At 69.5% G+C, this 16,520-nt stretch carries 13 protein-coding genes and 1 pseudogene; 9 read left to right on the forward strand and 5 right to left on the reverse strand.

Annotated elements, in window-relative coordinates; translation table 11 throughout:
• Positions 1 to 23 precede the first annotated feature (23 nt).
• The 3 genes and pseudogenes from HWY45_RS04280 to HWY45_RS37555 all read left to right on the forward strand — a co-directional run bounded on the left by HWY45_RS04280 (position 24) and on the right by HWY45_RS37555 (position 5,491).
• The gene (locus HWY45_RS04280) at positions 24 to 569 is read left to right on the forward strand and encodes an META domain-containing protein (RefSeq protein WP_059883933.1); all 546 of its coding nucleotides are present in this window, start codon (positions 24 to 26) and stop codon (positions 567 to 569) included.
• A gap of 158 nt (positions 570 to 727) precedes the next feature.
• A pseudogene (locus tag HWY45_RS04285) lies at positions 728 to 5,231 on the forward strand (FtsK/SpoIIIE family DNA translocase); the annotation flags it as partial.
• A 71-nt stretch (positions 5,232 to 5,302) separates the two neighbouring features.
• Positions 5,303 to 5,491, forward strand: coding sequence for a DNA translocase FtsK (locus HWY45_RS37555; RefSeq protein WP_414143466.1), 189 nt, complete (start codon positions 5,303 to 5,305; stop codon positions 5,489 to 5,491).
• Positions 5,492 to 5,580: 89 nt separating this feature from the next.
• Here HWY45_RS37555 and HWY45_RS04290 read toward each other — a convergent pair whose 3' ends face one another.
• On the reverse strand, positions 5,581 to 6,756 hold the full coding sequence (locus HWY45_RS04290; RefSeq protein WP_059906420.1) for a lactonase family protein: 1,176 nt from the start codon (positions 6,754 to 6,756) through the stop codon (positions 5,581 to 5,583).
• A 232-nt stretch (positions 6,757 to 6,988) separates the two neighbouring features.
• On the opposite strand from HWY45_RS04290, the gene HWY45_RS04295 reads away from it, so the two are divergent.
• Positions 6,989 to 8,818 (forward strand): glycoside hydrolase family 15 protein, encoded by a 1,830-nt coding sequence (locus HWY45_RS04295; protein ID WP_059883936.1) that lies wholly within the window; start codon positions 6,989 to 6,991, stop codon positions 8,816 to 8,818.
• A gap of 227 nt (positions 8,819 to 9,045) precedes the next feature.
• Complete coding sequence (locus HWY45_RS04300) at positions 9,046 to 10,515, forward strand: polyhydroxyalkanoate depolymerase (RefSeq protein ID WP_059883937.1); 1,470 nt, start codon at positions 9,046 to 9,048, stop codon at positions 10,513 to 10,515.
• A gap of 81 nt (positions 10,516 to 10,596) precedes the next feature.
• Here the strand turns inward: HWY45_RS04300 and HWY45_RS04305 are convergent, their stop codons facing one another.
• Positions 10,597 to 11,229, reverse strand: coding sequence for a TetR/AcrR family transcriptional regulator (locus tag HWY45_RS04305; protein ID WP_059566322.1), 633 nt, complete (start codon positions 11,227 to 11,229; stop codon positions 10,597 to 10,599).
• A 157-nt stretch (positions 11,230 to 11,386) separates the two neighbouring features.
• On the opposite strand from HWY45_RS04305, the gene rsxB reads away from it, so the two are divergent.
• Positions 11,387 to 12,340, forward strand: a complete 954-nt coding sequence (rsxB, locus tag HWY45_RS04310) for an electron transport complex subunit RsxB (RefSeq protein ID WP_059883938.1) — start codon at positions 11,387 to 11,389, stop codon at positions 12,338 to 12,340.
• Positions 12,337 to 12,981 (forward strand): endonuclease III, encoded by a 645-nt coding sequence (gene nth, locus HWY45_RS04315; protein ID WP_059566324.1) that lies wholly within the window; start codon positions 12,337 to 12,339, stop codon positions 12,979 to 12,981. The genes rsxB and nth overlap by 4 nt, the downstream gene beginning before the upstream one ends.
• Positions 12,982 to 13,015: 34 nt before the next feature.
• Here the strand turns inward: nth and HWY45_RS04320 are convergent, their stop codons facing one another.
• A complete protein-coding gene (locus HWY45_RS04320) occupies positions 13,016 to 13,945 on the reverse strand; it encodes a DMT family transporter (protein ID WP_059801913.1) in 930 nt (309 codons plus the stop codon).
• Positions 13,946 to 14,133: 188 nt separating this feature from the next.
• Here HWY45_RS04320 and HWY45_RS04325 point away from each other — a divergent pair, with 188 nt between their 5' ends.
• Positions 14,134 to 14,568, forward strand: coding sequence for a DUF1841 family protein (locus tag HWY45_RS04325; RefSeq protein ID WP_059566326.1), 435 nt, complete (start codon positions 14,134 to 14,136; stop codon positions 14,566 to 14,568).
• Between the two features lie 87 nt (positions 14,569 to 14,655).
• Here the strand turns inward: HWY45_RS04325 and HWY45_RS04330 are convergent, their stop codons facing one another.
• Both HWY45_RS04330 and HWY45_RS04335 read right to left on the reverse strand, forming a co-directional pair.
• Positions 14,656 to 15,015 (reverse strand): c-type cytochrome, encoded by a 360-nt coding sequence (locus HWY45_RS04330; protein WP_059566327.1) that lies wholly within the window; start codon positions 15,013 to 15,015, stop codon positions 14,656 to 14,658.
• 39 nt (positions 15,016 to 15,054) lie between these two features.
• Positions 15,055 to 15,414 (reverse strand): c-type cytochrome, encoded by a 360-nt coding sequence (locus HWY45_RS04335; protein ID WP_059566328.1) that lies wholly within the window; start codon positions 15,412 to 15,414, stop codon positions 15,055 to 15,057.
• 244 nt (positions 15,415 to 15,658) lie between these two features.
• On the opposite strand from HWY45_RS04335, the gene HWY45_RS04340 reads away from it, so the two are divergent.
• A complete protein-coding gene (locus HWY45_RS04340) occupies positions 15,659 to 16,501 on the forward strand; it encodes an AAA family ATPase (protein ID WP_059883939.1) in 843 nt (280 codons plus the stop codon).
• The last annotated feature ends 19 nt before the right edge of the window (positions 16,502 to 16,520 follow it).

Here is a 16,520-nt window from a genome sequence, read left to right on the forward strand (position 1 = left end):
GAATCTGATGAGGATCGAGGCACATGTCCCACCCGACCGCAGCCGCACGCACGCGCATCCGCCTGTTTCACCCGCTGCGCGCGCCGCTCTGCGCATTGACGCTTGCCACGCTTCTCGCCGCCTGCTCGATGCCGATCCATTCCGACGCCGACGCGCGTTCGCCCGATCCGTTCAACCCCGCCGCCGTGCAGCTGCTCGACGACACGAGCTGGGAGCTCACCGGCTGGCAGAACGCCGACGGCACGCCGCGCGCGATCCCGCACGGCGACAACGGCGAGCCGCTCAAGCTCGTGCTGTCCACCGAATCCGGCCAGCGCCGCGCGTCCGGCTTTTCCGGCTGCAACCGCTACATGGGCACCTACGACATCAAGAACGGCGTGCTCGGCTTCGGCCCGCTCGCCGGCACGCGGATGGCCTGCACCGGCACGCTCGGCGGCCAGCTCGAGCGCGCGTACCTCGACGCGCTCGCGCACGTCGCGAAGGCCGGCGTGCAGATGCGCTCGCCGCAGCAGCTGCTGATCGTCACCGACAACGGCGCGACGCTGACCTTCACGCGCCGCGGCCCGTAATGTGCCCGTGCGGGACACGGCCGGCTGACCGCGTCCCGCCGCGCACGCGCAGCGCGCGGCGTCGCGCTTGATCGTCTTTTAAAGTCTGCTACCCCGTCAGCCGTTAAACTCGGCGGGTCGCGCGCTTCGCGCTCCCCGCCCCATTCCCGTTTCAAAGCATGCACACGGTTGTCCTCGGCTGGTTCGGCGTCTCCGCCGTCTGGTTCATCCCCCTCATCTGGCGTCTCGCGAAAGCGATGCTGCCCGGCGGCGACGGCGTCGCCGGCCGCGGCTCGATCCGGCTCTGGCTCGGCTTCGCTTGCGTGTTCGTCGCGAGCTGCACGCTGACGAGCGTGTTCGCCGGCGCCGACACCAATGCGCTCGGCCACGCGCTGTCGGCCGGCTTCGAGCGCGTGCTCGGCCGGATCGGCACGCCGCTCGCGATGGTCGTGCTGTTTTTCGCGGGCCTGCCGTGGCTGACCGGCATCGGCTGGCAGCGCGTCGCCGCGTGGCTCGATACGTCGTTCGGGCTCAAGCTGGCGCGCGACGCCGACGACGATGCCCGCGGCGTCGCCGACCTGCCGCGCAGCGCGCTGCATCGCGACGACGAGCGCCGCGTGCGCCGCGCCGGCGACGTCCAGCCGACCAGCGCGCATACCGTCAATTCGATGGCGCCCCGGCAGAACGGCCGGTTTTCGCGCCCGACGCTGTGGAAGCCCGACCCGCAGGCGCGGCCGAAGCCGCGCGGCCAGGGGGTGGCCCGGCCGCACGCGGAACCGGTCGCGCCGTCGGGCTGGCTGAAGCCCACGACGCCGTTCCGGCCGGCCGCGACGTCCGCGACATCTGCGGCGGGCGCCGCAACGGCCGCCGGTGCGGCTGGCGCCGCCGTTTCGGCACGCCCCGCGGCAGGCGCGCCGTCGCCGCGCCCCGCTCCAGCCCCAATTTCACCGATTGCACTCGAACCGGCCCGCACGCGGCCGGCGCCGGCCGCGCCCGCGCGGTCAACCGATGCGCTCAGGCAGCCGGTCGCGCCGCGCGCAACCGTGCCGCCCCGGCCGACCGGTGCGGCGCCGGCGCGGCCGCTGTCGCGCCCGGCCGCCGGAACGGCGTCGACGCCGGTTCCGCCCGCCCTGCCCCGCCAGCGCCCCGCCGCGCCTGCGCGCGCGCCGCTTTATGCGTGGAACGAGAAGCCCGCGGCACCGATCACGCCCGCGCCGAGCGTCCACGAGACCTTGCGTTCGATCGAGGCCAGCACCGCCCAGTGGGCGTCGCTGGCCGGCACGTCGCCGGTCGACGCCGCGCGCGCGGCAGCCCCGCTGGCTGGCGCAGCCGCGGTGGCGGCAGGCGCCGCAGCCGCCACTTGGCCTGCGGCATCGGGCAGGCCGGCTTCCGAGTCGCGTGGCACCGAGGTTGAGGAAGTCGGCAGCGTGGCCGACGCTCACGCCGCGACGATGCGCGACGACAACGCAATCGTGCTGCCCGCGTTCATGCCGGTCGATGACGGTGCATGGATGCCGGATGCGCACTCGGGCGCGAATGGTGCGAATGTCCCGGCAGTACCGGAACCCGAGACGCCGGCGGGCGCTCCGCAGGACGCGATTGCGGCCGCCATGCCGGCTTCGCCGACGCTCGCCGACGAAACCGACGAAACCGACGTAGCCGACGCAGCCGACGCAGCCGACGCAGCCGACGCAGCCGACGCAGCCGACGCAGCCGACGCAGCAATCACGCTCGAGTCGAAAGACAGCGGTCAAGACGTCGCCGATCCGGTCGAAGTCCACCCCGCGTCGCCCGCCGACACGGCGATCGACCTCGCCCCGTGGGAAGACATCGCCGAGTCGCAAACGGCCGCCGACATTGCTGTCGATGCGCCCGTGACCGAAACGACGCCGGCCGCGCCCCATGCGTTGGCCGTCGAGTGGCCGGCCGCCGGTGACGACACGGCCGCGCCGGCCAGTGTTTCCGTCCCCGAAAACGCCACGGTCGCACGCGACGCAGACACGCTGCGTCCGCCGGTTTCCGGAACAGATGCCGCCGCCCCGTCCGACTTGACGACCAATGCATCCCCGGTCGAACAGGATGCAATCGACGCACAGCCTGCCGCGACGCTGGCCACGGCCGCCCCCGCTGCGGACGCATTCGCAGGCACGCCCCGGTTCGCTGCGCCGTCGCCCGGCGACGTGACGTCGATTGCGAAGCCGGCAACGGCAATCGTCGACACGAACTTCGTCGCGCCGGTGGCGACACCGCCGGTTGCGCCGGCAAACGTTACCGGCGAGATTGCGTCGAGTACATCGAGCGCAACCGCATCTGTCGTCGCGTCGCACGCTGTGTCGACGGCTACGGCAGAGACGACGGCAGCGCCCGCACGCACCTCCGCCATCGCGCCCGCGCCAACAGGCGCATGGTGGTCCATCAACACCGGCACTGACAGCGCGACCGTTGGAGAATCCGTTGCATCCGAGTCCGCCGTGCCCGCGAGCCTGGATCAGGTGACCGATACGGCCAATACCAGTACGGGCGCCCCGACTTCCGCAACCATCGAACCACCGGCGATTGCAGCGGATTCGACCGCTGCCCCGACCACGCCCGTGCCGTCGACGCCTGCCGCAGCAGCGGATGCCGTGCACGACACCACGACACGGGACGTTCCATCGCCGGATGCAGAGGATGCGTCGCCCGCAGTGGAACCCGCGATAGCGCCGGCAACCGGCGCGACGGCCCTCGGCTCGGTACTTGCCTCGCTCCCTGCCGCTTCGGCCACGACGCTGCCCGCATCGACGTTCGTTGCACCGCAGGCCGCTGCAGCGGTAGCGCCTGCGCCGACCACCGTTCAGGCGCCCGCGTCGACCTTCGCGCCCTCCTGGTCGATTGCAACGCCAGCGCCTGCCGCCCGCGCGACCGCAATGCCCGGCGCAGCGGCGCAGCCGCACGCGCCGGCGACGACCGCCGCGAACGCGCCGACGTCCATTGCCTCCTTTACGCAGACGTCCACCATACCGGTTGACGTCGTCGCACCCGCGACGACCACTGCCGTGGCGAGCCCGGTTGCGCCGGCCGTCGCAAGCACCGACGCTGCCGTTTGCGCGCCGACCGTGGCCCAGACGCCGCCCGTGGCGCCCGTCACGCCGGCCGCTACCTTGGCCGCCCCGCTGCCCTCCGTCATGATCTCCGGGACGGCAGAACGCACTACCGAGACTACGGCGAACCCCGCTCAAGCCGCGGCGGTAACCTCCGCCATTGCCGACAACGCAACGCCGCCCGCGACACCGATCGCCCCGCGGCCCTCCGTCATGATCCCCGGCACGGTTGCGCCCGTTACCGCGCAACCGGCGCCAGACGCGCCTGCCGTACCGGCCATCGACGCCGGCGCCGCCCCCGCGACACCGGCTGCGCCCGCCGACGCCCCGCCCCCCCGCCCGCCGCGGCCGAACGCGTTCGAATTCCACGCGCCCGCGTCCTTCAACGTCGAGCTGCCGACGCTCGACCTGCTCGAGCCGGCGTCCGACGACATCGAGACGATCAGCGAGGAACACCTCGCGCAGACCGGCCTGGTGATCGAACAGCGCCTGCAGGAATTCAAGGTGCCGGTGACGGTCGTCGGCGCCTCCGCCGGCCCGGTGATCACGCGATTCGAGATCGAGCCCGCGCTCGGCGTGCGCGGCAGCCAGATCGTCGGGCTGATGAAGGACCTGTCGCGCGGCCTCGGCCTTACGTCGATCCGCGTCGTCGAGACGATTCCGGGCAAGACCTGCATGGGCCTCGAGCTGCCGAACGCGAAGCGCCAGATGATCCGCCTGTCCGAGATCCTCGCGTCGCGCCAGTACCAGCATTCGGCGTCGCAGCTGACGATCGCGATGGGCAAGGACATCATCGGCAACCCGGTCGTCACCGATCTCGCGAAGGCGCCGCACATGCTGGTCGCCGGCACCACCGGTTCGGGCAAGTCGGTCGCGATCAACGCGATGATCCTGTCGCTGCTGTACAAGGCGACGCCCGACGAAGTGCGGCTCATCATGATCGACCCGAAGATGCTCGAGCTGTCGGTCTACGAAGGCATTCCGCACCTGCTCGCGCCGGTCGTCACCGACATGAAGCTCGCGGCGAACGCACTCAACTGGTGCGTCGGCGAGATGGAGAAGCGCTACCGGCTGATGTCGGCCGTCGGCGTGCGCAACCTCGCGGGCTTCAACCAGAAGATCCGCGACGCCGAGGCGAAGGAAAGGAAGATCGGCAACCCGTTCTCGCTGACGCCGGAAGACCCCGAGCCGCTGTCGACGCTGCCGCTGATCGTCGTCGTGATCGACGAGCTCGCCGACCTGATGATGGTCGCCGGCAAGAAGATCGAGGAGCTGATCGCCCGCCTCGCGCAGAAGGCGCGCGCGGCCGGCATTCACCTGATCCTCGCGACGCAGCGGCCGTCGGTCGACGTGATCACCGGCCTCATCAAGGCGAACATCCCGACGCGCGTGGCGTTCCAGGTGTCGTCGAAGATCGACTCGCGCACGATCCTCGACCAGATGGGCGCCGAATCGCTGCTCGGCCAGGGCGACATGCTGTTCCTGCCGCCCGGCACCGGCTATCCGCAGCGCGTGCACGGCGCGTTCGTCGCCGACGAGGAAGTGCACCGCATCGTCGAATACCTGAAGCAGTTCGGCGAGCCGCAGTACGAGGAAGGGATTCTCGACGGCCCGACGTCCGAGGGCGCGGCGCAGGATCTGTTCGGCGACGCGCCGGACGCCGAGGCGGACCCGCTGTACGACGAGGCGGTCGCGTTCGTCGCGCGCACGCGGCGCGCGTCGATCTCGTCGGTGCAGCGGCAGTTGCGGATCGGCTACAACCGCGCCGCGCGGCTCGTCGAGCAGATGGAAGCGGCCGGGCTCGTGTCGCCGATGGGCATCAACGGCAGCCGCGAGGTGCTGGTGCCGGCCGCCGCGGATTGAGCGGCGGGCCAGCCGGCCTCATCCTCCACAAACGCGAAGGGCGCTGCATCGGCAGCGCCCTTCGCACATCCGCGGCGTCGATCCCCGCTTTACAGCGCCGGCACCAGCTTGAAGTCGACCGGCTTGCCGACCGCGACCTTCTGCGGATTCGCGTCGAGCCTGCCGGTTTCGACATCGCGCTTGAACACGTAGAACGTGTCGCTGTCCTGGTTGCCGACGATCAGCCACTTGCCGGTCGGATCGATCAGGAACTCGCGCGGCGTCCTGCCGAGGCTCGACTGCCGGCCGACCGTCTTCAGCCGGCCGTCCGCCGGGTTCACCGCGTAGATCACGATCTCGTTCGCGTCGCCGCGGTTGCTCGCATAGAGGAACCGGCCGTCCGGCGACAGGTGGATCGCCGCGCCGCCGACCTTGCCCTTGAAGCCCGGCGCGGCCATCGGCACGGTCTGCACCGGCGTCAGCTTGCCGTCCTGGTAGCCGAACACCTCGACCGCCGCGTTCAGCTCGCTCGTCACGTACGCATGGCGGCCGTTCGCGCCGAACACCATGTGGCGCGGGCCCGAACCGGTCTTCACCGGCGTGTAGCGCGTGTCGGTCGGGCTGATCAGCCCGCGGCTGCCGTCCACCGTGTAGCGGTAGCCGAAGATCTTGTCCGCGCCGAGATCCTGCACGAACAGGTAGCGCCCGTCCGGCGAGAACGCCGTCGAGTGCACGTGCGCGCCGTCCTGGCGGCCCTTCACGGGCCCGCTGCCTTCGTGGTGCACGGCCAGCGCGGCCGGGCTCACCGCGCCGTCGTCGCGCAGCGGGAACACCGCGAAGCTGCCGCCCGGGTTCGCCGCGACCGAATAGTTCGCGCTCACGAGGTACTTGCCGTCCGGCGACAGGCTCAGGTGGCACGGGTCGTTCCCTTCCGACGACACGCGGTCGATGAACGTGAGCGCGCCCGTCTTCGCGTCGAAGCGGAACGCGCTGATGCCGCCGCGCTGGTCGGCCGGCCCGTTGTCGCCGGGCAGCTCGTTGACCGCGTACACGGTGCGGCCGTCGCGGCTCGGCAACAGGTACGACGGATTGACCGTCTTCGCCGACGACAGCGGCGCGACGCTGCCCGTCTTCGTGTCGAAGCGGTACACGTAGATGCCGTCGCTGCCGCCATCGGTGTAGGTGCCGACGAGCAGGTTGTAGACGCCGTCGGCCGGAGCCTGCGCGGGCTGTTGCGCAAACGCATGCGTCGCGGATAAGGAGAGCACGATCGCGAAACCTTTCATCCAGTGAGCGAACCTACGCGGAAACCCTCGAGTCGAAGCGCGCGCGTCGCCGGCGCGAAAACGGTTGGGCATTGAATCCTCCTTGCATCGAGCCGCTTCAAGTGTTGATATGTGACGAAACGCCGGCCGTACGCGTTTCGCCGCCCGGCCGAGTATACGGGCCGCCGCGTCCGGGCGTGAAGCCCGCGGCGGCGCCGTCCGCCATGTGAACTCGCAACCAGGATTGCCGCCCATGCCTGCCCTGATCGAAGACTACGCCCTCGTCGGCGACGGCCACACGGCCGCGCTGATCGCGAAAGACGGCTCCGTCGACTGGCTGTGCTGGCCCCGCTTCGATTCGGGCGCCTGTTTCGCGGCCCTCGTCGGCACCCCCGAGCATGGCCGCTGGCTGCTCGCGCCGGCCGCCGACGCCGCGATCACGCACGCGACGCGCCGCTATCGCGGCGACACGCTGATACTCGAAACCGATTACGAGAGCGCCGACGGCGCCGTCACCGTGATCGACTTCATGCCGCCCGGCAACGGCTGGTCGGAGCTCGTGCGGATCGTCGTCGGCCGGCACGGCACGATGAAGATGCGCATGGAGCTGGTGTTGCGCTTCGACTACGGTTTCTCGATTCCGTGGGTCACGCAGCTGTCGCGCGAGGACGGCGTGAAGGCGATCGCGGGGCCCGACACCGTCGTGCTGCGCACGAGCGTGCCGCTCACCGGCAAGAACCTGCACACGCTCGCCGAATTCACGGTGAGCGCCGACGAACGCGTGCCGTTCTCGCTCGGCTATGCGCCGTCGCACCTGCGCCTGCCGCCCGCGCGCGACCCGCTGTCGATGCTCGCGCGCACCGAGAACTACTGGCTCGAATGGTCGGGACGCTGCCAGGTGCAGGGCCGCTACGCGGCCGCGGTGCGCCGCTCGCTGATCACGCTGAAGGCGCTCGCGTACGAGCCGACGGGCGGGATCGTCGCGGCGCCGACCACGTCGCTGCCCGAGAAGATCGGCGGCAACCGCAACTGGGACTACCGCTACTGCTGGCTGCGCGACGCGACGATCACGCTGCTCGCGCTGATGCGCGGCGGCCACTACGACGAGGCGCGCGCGTGGCGCACCTGGCTCGGCCGCGTGATGGCCGGCTCGCCCGAGCAGATCCAGATCATGTACGGCATCGCCGGCGAGCGCCGGCTGCCCGAAATGGAGCTCGACTGGCTGCCCGGGTATCAGGATTCGAAGCCGGTGCGGATCGGCAACGGCGCCGCGAACCAGCTGCAGCTCGACGTGTTCGGCGAAGTGATGGCGGCGCTGCACCTCGCGCGGGTGGGCGGCCTGCAGGCCGACGACACGGTATGGTCGGTGCAGTGCACGCTGCTCGACCATCTCGAGAAGATCTGGCAGGAGCCCGACGAAGGGATCTGGGAAACGCGCGGCGGCCGCCGCCATTTCACGTTTTCGAAGGTAATGGCGTGGGTCGCGTTCGACCGCGCGATCAAGTCTGCGGAAATGTTCCGCCTGCCGGGCGCGCTCGAGCGCTGGCGCGCGCTGCGCGACCGCATCCACGCGGACGTCTGCGCAAACGCGTGGCATGAGGGCAAGCAGGCGTTCGCGCAGAGCTACGGCAGCGACGAGCTCGACGCGAGCGTGCTGCTGATGCCGCTGCTCGGCTTCCTGCCGCCCGACGATCCGCGCATCGCCGGCACGGTCGACGCGATCGAGCGCGAATTGCTGCACGACGGCCTCGTGCTGCGCTACCGCACGTCCGAGTACGACGACGGCCTGCCGCCCGGCGAAGGCACGTTTCTCGCGTGCAGCTTCTGGCTCGTCGACAACTACGCGCTGCTCGGCCGGATCGACGAGGCGCATCGGCTGTTCAGCCGGCTGCTGTCGCTGTCGAACGACCTCGGGCTGCTCGCCGAGGAATACGACCCGGTCGACGGGCGCCTCGTCGGCAACTTCCCGCAGGCGTTCTCGCATGTCGCGCTCGTGCACACCGCGATGAACCTGATGCACCACGAGGAAGCGATGGCGCGCGCGGCCGGCCAGCCCACGGCGGCCATGGCCACCGGGCGCTGAACCCGGGCGGCCGCGCCTTCGTCATGGAACGTCAAATCGCAAAAAATTCATGAAAAATCAGGGAAATGTTGCATTGCACCACCCTACTTTGTCCGATATGATCGACGGCGATTGAGCGGCCGCGTCGAGCGGCCGCCGCGCAGCATGGCCGATCCCTGACCCACACGGCGCGCCGCGACGCCCGACGCCGCCCTCGCGCACCGTCCCCCCACGCGGGAGTTGTTTGCATGCTTTACCAACTGCATGAATTCCAGCGGGCGATGCTGAGCCCGCTCACGGCCTGGGCCCAGGCCGCGTCGAAATCGTTCGCGAACCCGTCCAGCCCGTTCTCGCTGATGCCCGGCGCGACGCGCATGGCCGCCGCGTACGAATTGCTGTACCGGCTCGGCAAGGATTACGAGAAGCCCGAGTTCAACCTGCACCAGATCGTCAAGGACGGCCACAACATCCCGATCGTCGAGCAGACGATCGTCGAGAAGCCGTTCTGCCGGCTGCTGCGCTTCAAGCGCTACTCGGACGACGCCGACGCCGTCACGCAGCTCAAGGACGAGCCGGTCGTGCTGGTCTGCGCGCCGCTGTCGGGCCACCACTCGACGCTGCTGCGCGACACGGTGCGCACGCTGCTGCAGGATCACAAGGTCTACATCACCGACTGGATCGACGCGCGGATGGTGCCGATCGAGGTCGGCCCGTTCCACCTGCACGACTACATCGCGTACATCCAGGAGTTCATCCGCCACATCGGCGCGCGCAACCTGCACGTGATCTCGGTGTGCCAGCCGACGGTGCCGGTGCTCGCGGCGATCTCGCTGATGGCAAGCCGCGGCGAGGACACGCCGCTCACGATGACGATGATGGGCGGCCCGATCGATGCGCGCCGCAGCCCGACGTCGGTGAACTCGCTCGCGACCCAGCACTCCACCGCGTGGTTCGAGAACAACGTGATCCACACGGTGCCCGCGAACTACCCGGGCGAAGGCCGCCAGGTCTATCCGGGCTTCCTGCAGCACGCGGGCTTCGTCGCGATGAACCCGGAACGCCACGCGCAATCGCACTGGGATTTCTACCAAAGCCTGCTGCGCGGCGACGAGGACGACGCCGAGGCGCACCGCTCGTTCTACGACGAATACAACGCGGTGCTCGACATGGCCGCCGAGTACTACCTGGAGACGATCCGCATCGTGTTCCAGGAATTCCGCCTCGCCGAAGGCACGTGGGAAGTCGCCGGCGAGCTCGTGCGCCCGCAGGACATCAAGCACACCGCGCTGATGACGATCGAGGGCGAACTCGACGATATTTCCGGCAGCGGCCAGACCCACGTCGCACACGAGCTGTGCACGGGCATCCCGCAGGACCATCGCCGCAACCTGACCGCGGAGAAATGCGGCCACTACGGGATCTTCTCGGGCCGCCGCTGGCGCACGATCATCTACCCGCAGTTGCGCGACTTCATCCGCGAGCACGCGCCGGAGCCGAAAAACGGCGCCGCGAAGGATCGCCCGGATGCGCCGGCGGCCGCGAAGCTCGCCGCCGTGCCGACCACACCGGCCGCGCCGGCCAAGACGGCTACCGCGAAACGCGCGCGCACGAAGGCGCCCGCCGCCGCGCCGGCGGCACCGGCCGCACCGGCGAAAGCCGCCGCAGTGAAGCGCAGCGCCGCGCGCGCGAAACCGGCCCGCGCCCGCAAGGCCGCCTGACGCGCCGCGCGCCCAACGAAAAACGCCGCCATGCGTGAAGCACGGCGGCGTTTTTTTCATCCGGCGGCCCGCGGCCGGCGCTCAGCGCCGCAGCAGGTACGCGAGCAGCACCTCGGTGTTCATCCTGACCATCTCCGCGCGCTCGTCGGGCTGGGTGAAGTCGCGGCCGAGCGTCGCCGCGAGCGTGAAGCGGTTGGATACGATGTAGTAGCCGAGCCCCGACAGGGTCACGTAGAAGCGCAGCGGATCGACGTCGGTGCGGAACAGCCCGGCCTTCTGGCCGCGCGTGAGCACGTTGCCGAGCATCGCGACGATCGGCGAGATCATTTCGCGAATCCGCGACGACTTGTGCAGGTAGCGGGCCTCGTGCAGGTTTTCGTTGTTGATGAGCCGCAGCAGCTCGGGATGGTCGCGATAATAGTCCCACACGAAATGCGCGAGCCGCGTGATCGCCTCGACCGGCGCGACACCGTCCAGGTCGAGCACGCGTTCGGCGTCGGTCAACGCGGAAAACGCATGTTCGAGCACCGCGGTGAACAGTTGCTCCTTGCTGCCGAAGTAGTAATAGAGCATGCGCTCGTTGGTTTCCGCCCGGCGCGCGATCTGGTCGACGCGCGCGCCAAACAAGCCCCCACTCGCGAATTCCTCGGCCGCTGCCATCAGGATGCGGCGACGGGTGCCTTCAGGATCTCTTTTGATTTTTGGCTGATTCATGGTGGCGTGTTTTGCTATGTGAGCCGCGTCATCCGGATCGGTCGCCACGCCGCGTCTGCGTTGGCGACCCTCGAACGGGCACGCCGCGCACGGCGTCCCTCCTGCTGCGCCCCTGCAAAAAGCGCTTCGATTATGCGCACAGACGCCGTCAAGCGCAATGCGGGAAATCGGCGATAATCGTGATTTGGCAAACCTTTCCGGCCGCGCCCGCCGCGGCCGAGAGACATTCGGCGCATCGGCGCCCGCTGTCACCGTGACCGATTCCAAGACACTCGCAGATCGCATCGAAGATCTGCTTCCCCAGACTCAATGCACGAAGTGCGGCTATGAAGGCTGCCGCCCGTATGCCGACGCGATCGCCGCCGGCGACGCGAACTACAACCAGTGCCCGCCGGGCGGCGCCGAAGGCGTCGCGCGCCTCGCGCGCCTGCTCGGCAAGCCGGTGATCCCGCTGAACCCGGTCAACGGCGAAGAACGCCCGCGCCCCGTCGCGGTGATCGACGAAAGCCTCTGCATCGGCTGCACGCTGTGCATGCAGGCTTGCCCGGTCGACGCGATCGTCGGCGCACCGAAGCAGATGCACACGGTGATCGCCTCGCTCTGCACCGGCTGCGATCTTTGCGTGCCGCCCTGCCCGGTCGACTGCATCGCGATGGTGCCCGTCACGGGCGAGCACACCGGCTGGGACGCATGGACCCAGGCGCAGGCCGACGCCGCCCGCGAACGCCACGACCGCCGCCTCGCGCGCGAGCGCCGCGAACGCGAAGCGGCCGAGGCGCGCGCGGCCGCGCGCCGCTCGGCGAGCGCCACGGCCCAGCCGGCCGCCGCGCAGCCCGATGCCGCAAGCGATGCCGCAAGCGATGCCGACGCGAAGAAACGCGCGATCATCGCCGCCGCGCTCGAACGCGCGCGCAAGAAGAAGGAAGAACTCGCCGCGCAGGGCGACGCGCCGAAGAATACCGACGGCGTGAGCGCCGCCGTCCAGGCGCAGATCGATGCGGCCGAGGCGCGCCGCAAGCGGCTTGCCGAACAGCAGGCGCAGGACACCGGCGCAGCGGCGCCCGAACCCGATGACGGCCCGCCGGCGCCGTCCGACAAGACACCACGATGAACGCCAGCAAACGACGCGCGATCTTCGAAACGCTGCAGAGCCTCAATCCGAATCCGACCACCGAGCTCGAATACTCGACGCCGTTCGAACTGCTGATCGCGGTGCTGCTGTCCGCGCAGGCCACCGACGTGTCGGTCAACAAGGCAATGCGCAAGATGTTCCCGGTCGCGAACACGCCGCGACAAATTGTCGCGCTCGGCGAGGAAGGCGTCGCCGAGTACATCAAGACGATCGGGCTCTACCGCACCAAGGCGAAGAACGTGGTCGCCACGTGCCGAATCCTGCTCGAGCAGTATGGCGGCGAGGTGCCGGCCGATCGCGAGGCGCTCGAGAGCCTGCCGGGCGTCGGCCGCAAGACCGCGAACGTCGTGCTCAACACTGCGTTCGGGCATCCGACGATCGCGGTCGACACGCACATCTTCCGCGTCGCGAACCGCACCGGCCTCGCGCCCGGCAAGGACGTGCGGGCCGTCGAAGCCGCGCTCGAGAAGTTCACGCCGAAGGAATACCTGCAGGACGCGCATCACTGGCTGATCCTGCACGGCCGCTACGTGTGCAAGGCGCGCAAGCCCGAATGCTGGCACTGCGCGATCGAGCCGCTGTGCGAGTTCAGGCCGAAGACGCCGCCGCCGGCCGATTGATTCGCCGCGCCGGGCATCGTGCCGGCCGGGTGGATTACGCGTTGGACGTCGCCGTCGCGTCGTCGGCCGCGGCGCCGCCTGCCCGCACGAGCGCCAGCACCGCCGCGAGGATCGCCGCGCCGCCGGCCCACTGCAGCGGCGACAGCGCTTCGCCGAACAGCAGCGCCGCGAGCGCGACGGTCACGACCGGCTCGAGCGTCGACAGCATCGACGTGCGCGCCGCGCCGAGCCGTTCGAGCCCCGCGAAGAACGCGATCATCGCGGCCACCGTCGACACCAGCGCGATCGCCAGCATCGCCGCCCAGCCGCCCGCCGTCGCGGGCCAGTGCGGCGGCGCGCCGAGCACCGTGCTGCGCGCCACGGCGATCAGCACGAGCATCCCCGTTGCCGACACGCAGATGATCGCAGTCGTCGCGAGCGGGTCGATCCCGCGCGTCGCCCGGGTGCCGGCGACGATGTACAGCGAATAGATCACCGCGGCCGCGAGCGCCAGCGCGATGCCGAGCGGCTCGCCGTGCCCGCCGCCGACCATCAGCGCCGAACCCGCGACGCACAGCACGAGCGCGACGACCTTGGCGCGCGTGAGCCGCTCGCCGAGCCACCACGCGGCGAGCAGCGTGACGAACGCCGGATACAGGTACAGCAGCAGCGCGACGAGGCTCGCCTGCGCGTGCTGCAGCGCGCTGAAGTAGCAGAACGACTGGCCGACGTAGCCGAGCGCGCCCATCGCGACGAGCGGCGCGAGCGCCCGGCCGCGCGGCCATGCGACGCCCCGGTGCCGGGCGATCGCGGCCAGCACCGCGCCGCCGATCGCGAAGCGCACGATCAGCAGGCCGAGCACGTCGACGCCGCCCGCATACGCGTAGCGGCCGAAGATCGCCATCGCGCCGAACGCAGCGGCGGACAACGCGACGTAAAGCGCGCCCTGCAGGGCGCCGGACGGTGAGCGGGCGGTGACGGTCATGGCAACACGAAATGCGGTGGAATGGGGTGGAGCGACGGATGTCGCAGGAGTGTATCGGCGGCGCGGCACGCGGCCCAGCCCGCGCTTACCCGCAAGCGCCGCCGCACCCCGCCGCCAGCACCGTCCGCCGACCCGGCGTACAATGCGCGACGCGGCATGACGCCGCGAGAATCCCGACGTTCCCCACCATGTTCAATCCGAGCCGCGACGACGTGCGTCGCTTTTTCATCGACACCTGGCGCAAGCAGCGCGCCGGCGAAATCCTGACCCCGCTGGAAGCGATCGCGGCCGACTGGATCGTCGAACACCCCGAATACCACGCCGAACTCGAGGACGCCGACGGCGCCGCCACGCGCAACTATGCGCCCGAGGAAGGCCGCACCAACCCGTTCCTGCACCTGTCGATGCACCTCGCGATCAGCGAGCAGCTGTCGATCGACCAGCCCCCGGGGATCCGCGCCGCGCACGACAAGCTGGCGGCCAGGCTCGACTCGACGCACGACGCTCAGCACGCGATCATGGAATGCCTCGGCGAGACGATCTGGGAAGCCCAGCGCACCAACACGCCGCCGGACACCGACGCGTACCTGCAGCGCATCCTGCGCCGCGCGTCGCGCGACTGAGCCGGGCGCCGGCCGCGCGCGGACAAAAAAATACCCCGCCTCGGCGGGGTATCTTGCGCAGCCCGGGCCCGCACGGGCCCGCGACGCTTACTTCTTGAACACCAGGTCGCCCTTCAGCGACTCGATATAGGCCGCGATGTCCTTCATGTCGCTGACCGACAGGTTCTGCACCTGCGCCTGCATGATCGCGTTGTTGCGGCCGAGCAGCGGGTTCGCCACGCCCATCTGGTACTGGCGCATCGCCCAGACGAGGTAGTCGGCGTGCTGGCCGGCGAGGCGCGGATACTCGGCGTTGATCGGCTGGTTCATCTTTGCGCCGTGGCAGGCCGCGCAGTTGTGCGACTCGACCAGCTCCTTGCCCTTCGACAGGTCGGCCGCGTGCGCGCTGCCGATCGCGAGGCCGGCCGCGAACGCGATCGCCGCCGCCGTCTTGAATGCGTTGTTCATGAATGCTCCTATCCCGCGTGTGAGATCAGCAAGCGGCGCTTACTTGTAGGGATTGTCTTTCGTGTCGGCCTTCTGCACGGCATAGTAGGCCGCCAGATCGGCGATGTCCTGATCCGTCAGCGAGCCGGCGATCGCGTTCATCGACGGGAAGTGACGATCCTTCTTGCGGTAGGCTTGCAGCGCATTCGCGAGGTATTGCTCGTTCTGGCCGCCGAGGACCGGCACCCGGTAGACCTCCGGATAGGCCGTGCGGTAGCCGTCGATGCCGTGGCAGCCGATGCACATGGCGGCCTTGCTCGCCCCGTCCTTCGGGTTGCCGACCACACCGGCCGCCTGCGCGCTGCCCGCGAGCGCCACGAGCGCTGCGACAACAACGTGTTTGCCGACGAATTTGTTCATAGCTCTTGTAACCTAGCTTGAGGGGAAACTGGCGCCAAAGCGGCAACGGCCCGCGCCGTTTTGCTTATCGGGTCGCCACGCAGGCCAAAAAAACGGCCAGATTGTACCGCGACGGCGGGGAATGCGTCCATACAGCTTCCCGGCCCGCCCCGCCGCGGCCCAGCAACGATACGCGGCCGCCGGCGAAGCCGACAGCCCTTCTGACTTATACTGGGATTTTTTCGCGAACGGGAAGAGCGCCGCCATGCGTTTCGAAGGGTCCTCGCACTACGTCGCCACCGACGATCTGAAGCTCGCGGTCAACGCCGCGCTGACGCTGCAACGCCCGCTCCTGATCAAGGGCGAACCCGGCACCGGCAAGACCATGCTCGCCGAGGAAGTGGCCGCCGCGCTCGGCATGCCGCTGCTGCAGTGGCACATCAAGTCGACCACGAAGGCGCAGCAGGGCCTGTACGAATACGACGCCGTGTCGCGGCTGCGCGACTCGCAGCTCGGCGACGAACGCGTGAAGGACATCGCGAACTACATCGTGAAGGGCGTGCTGTGGCAGGCGTTCGACGCCGAGCAGCCGACCGTCCTGCTGATCGACGAGATCGACAAGGCCGACATCGAATTCCCGAACGACCTGCTGCGCGAGCTCGACCGGATGGAATTCCATGTGTACGAGACCCGCCAGACGGTGCGCGCGAAGCACCGCCCGCTCGTGATCATCACGTCGAACAACGAGAAGGAACTGCCCGACGCGTTCCTGCGCCGCTGCTTCTTCCACTACATCCAGTTCCCCGACGCATCGACGATGCAGAAGATCGTCGCGGTGCACTACCCGAACATCGGCGAGGAGCTGCTGCACGCGGCGCTCGAGAGCTTCTTCGAGCTGCGCGGCGTGTCGGGCCTGAAGAAGAAGCCGTCGACGTCCGAGCTGCTCGACTGGCTGAAGCTGCTGCTCGCCGAGAACATTCCGCCGGAATCGCTGCGCGGCACCGATCGCAAGCAGATCGTGCCGCCGCTCGTGGGCGCGCTGCTGAAGAACGAACAGGACCTGAGCCTGTTCGAGCGGCTCGTCTACATGAACCAGCGCAACCGGTAAGCGCACAACCCGCAAAGGC

The sequence above is a fragment of the Burkholderia stagnalis genome (genome assembly GCF_902830275.1).
Classification (GTDB): Bacteria; Pseudomonadota; Gammaproteobacteria; order Burkholderiales; family Burkholderiaceae; genus Burkholderia; species Burkholderia stagnalis.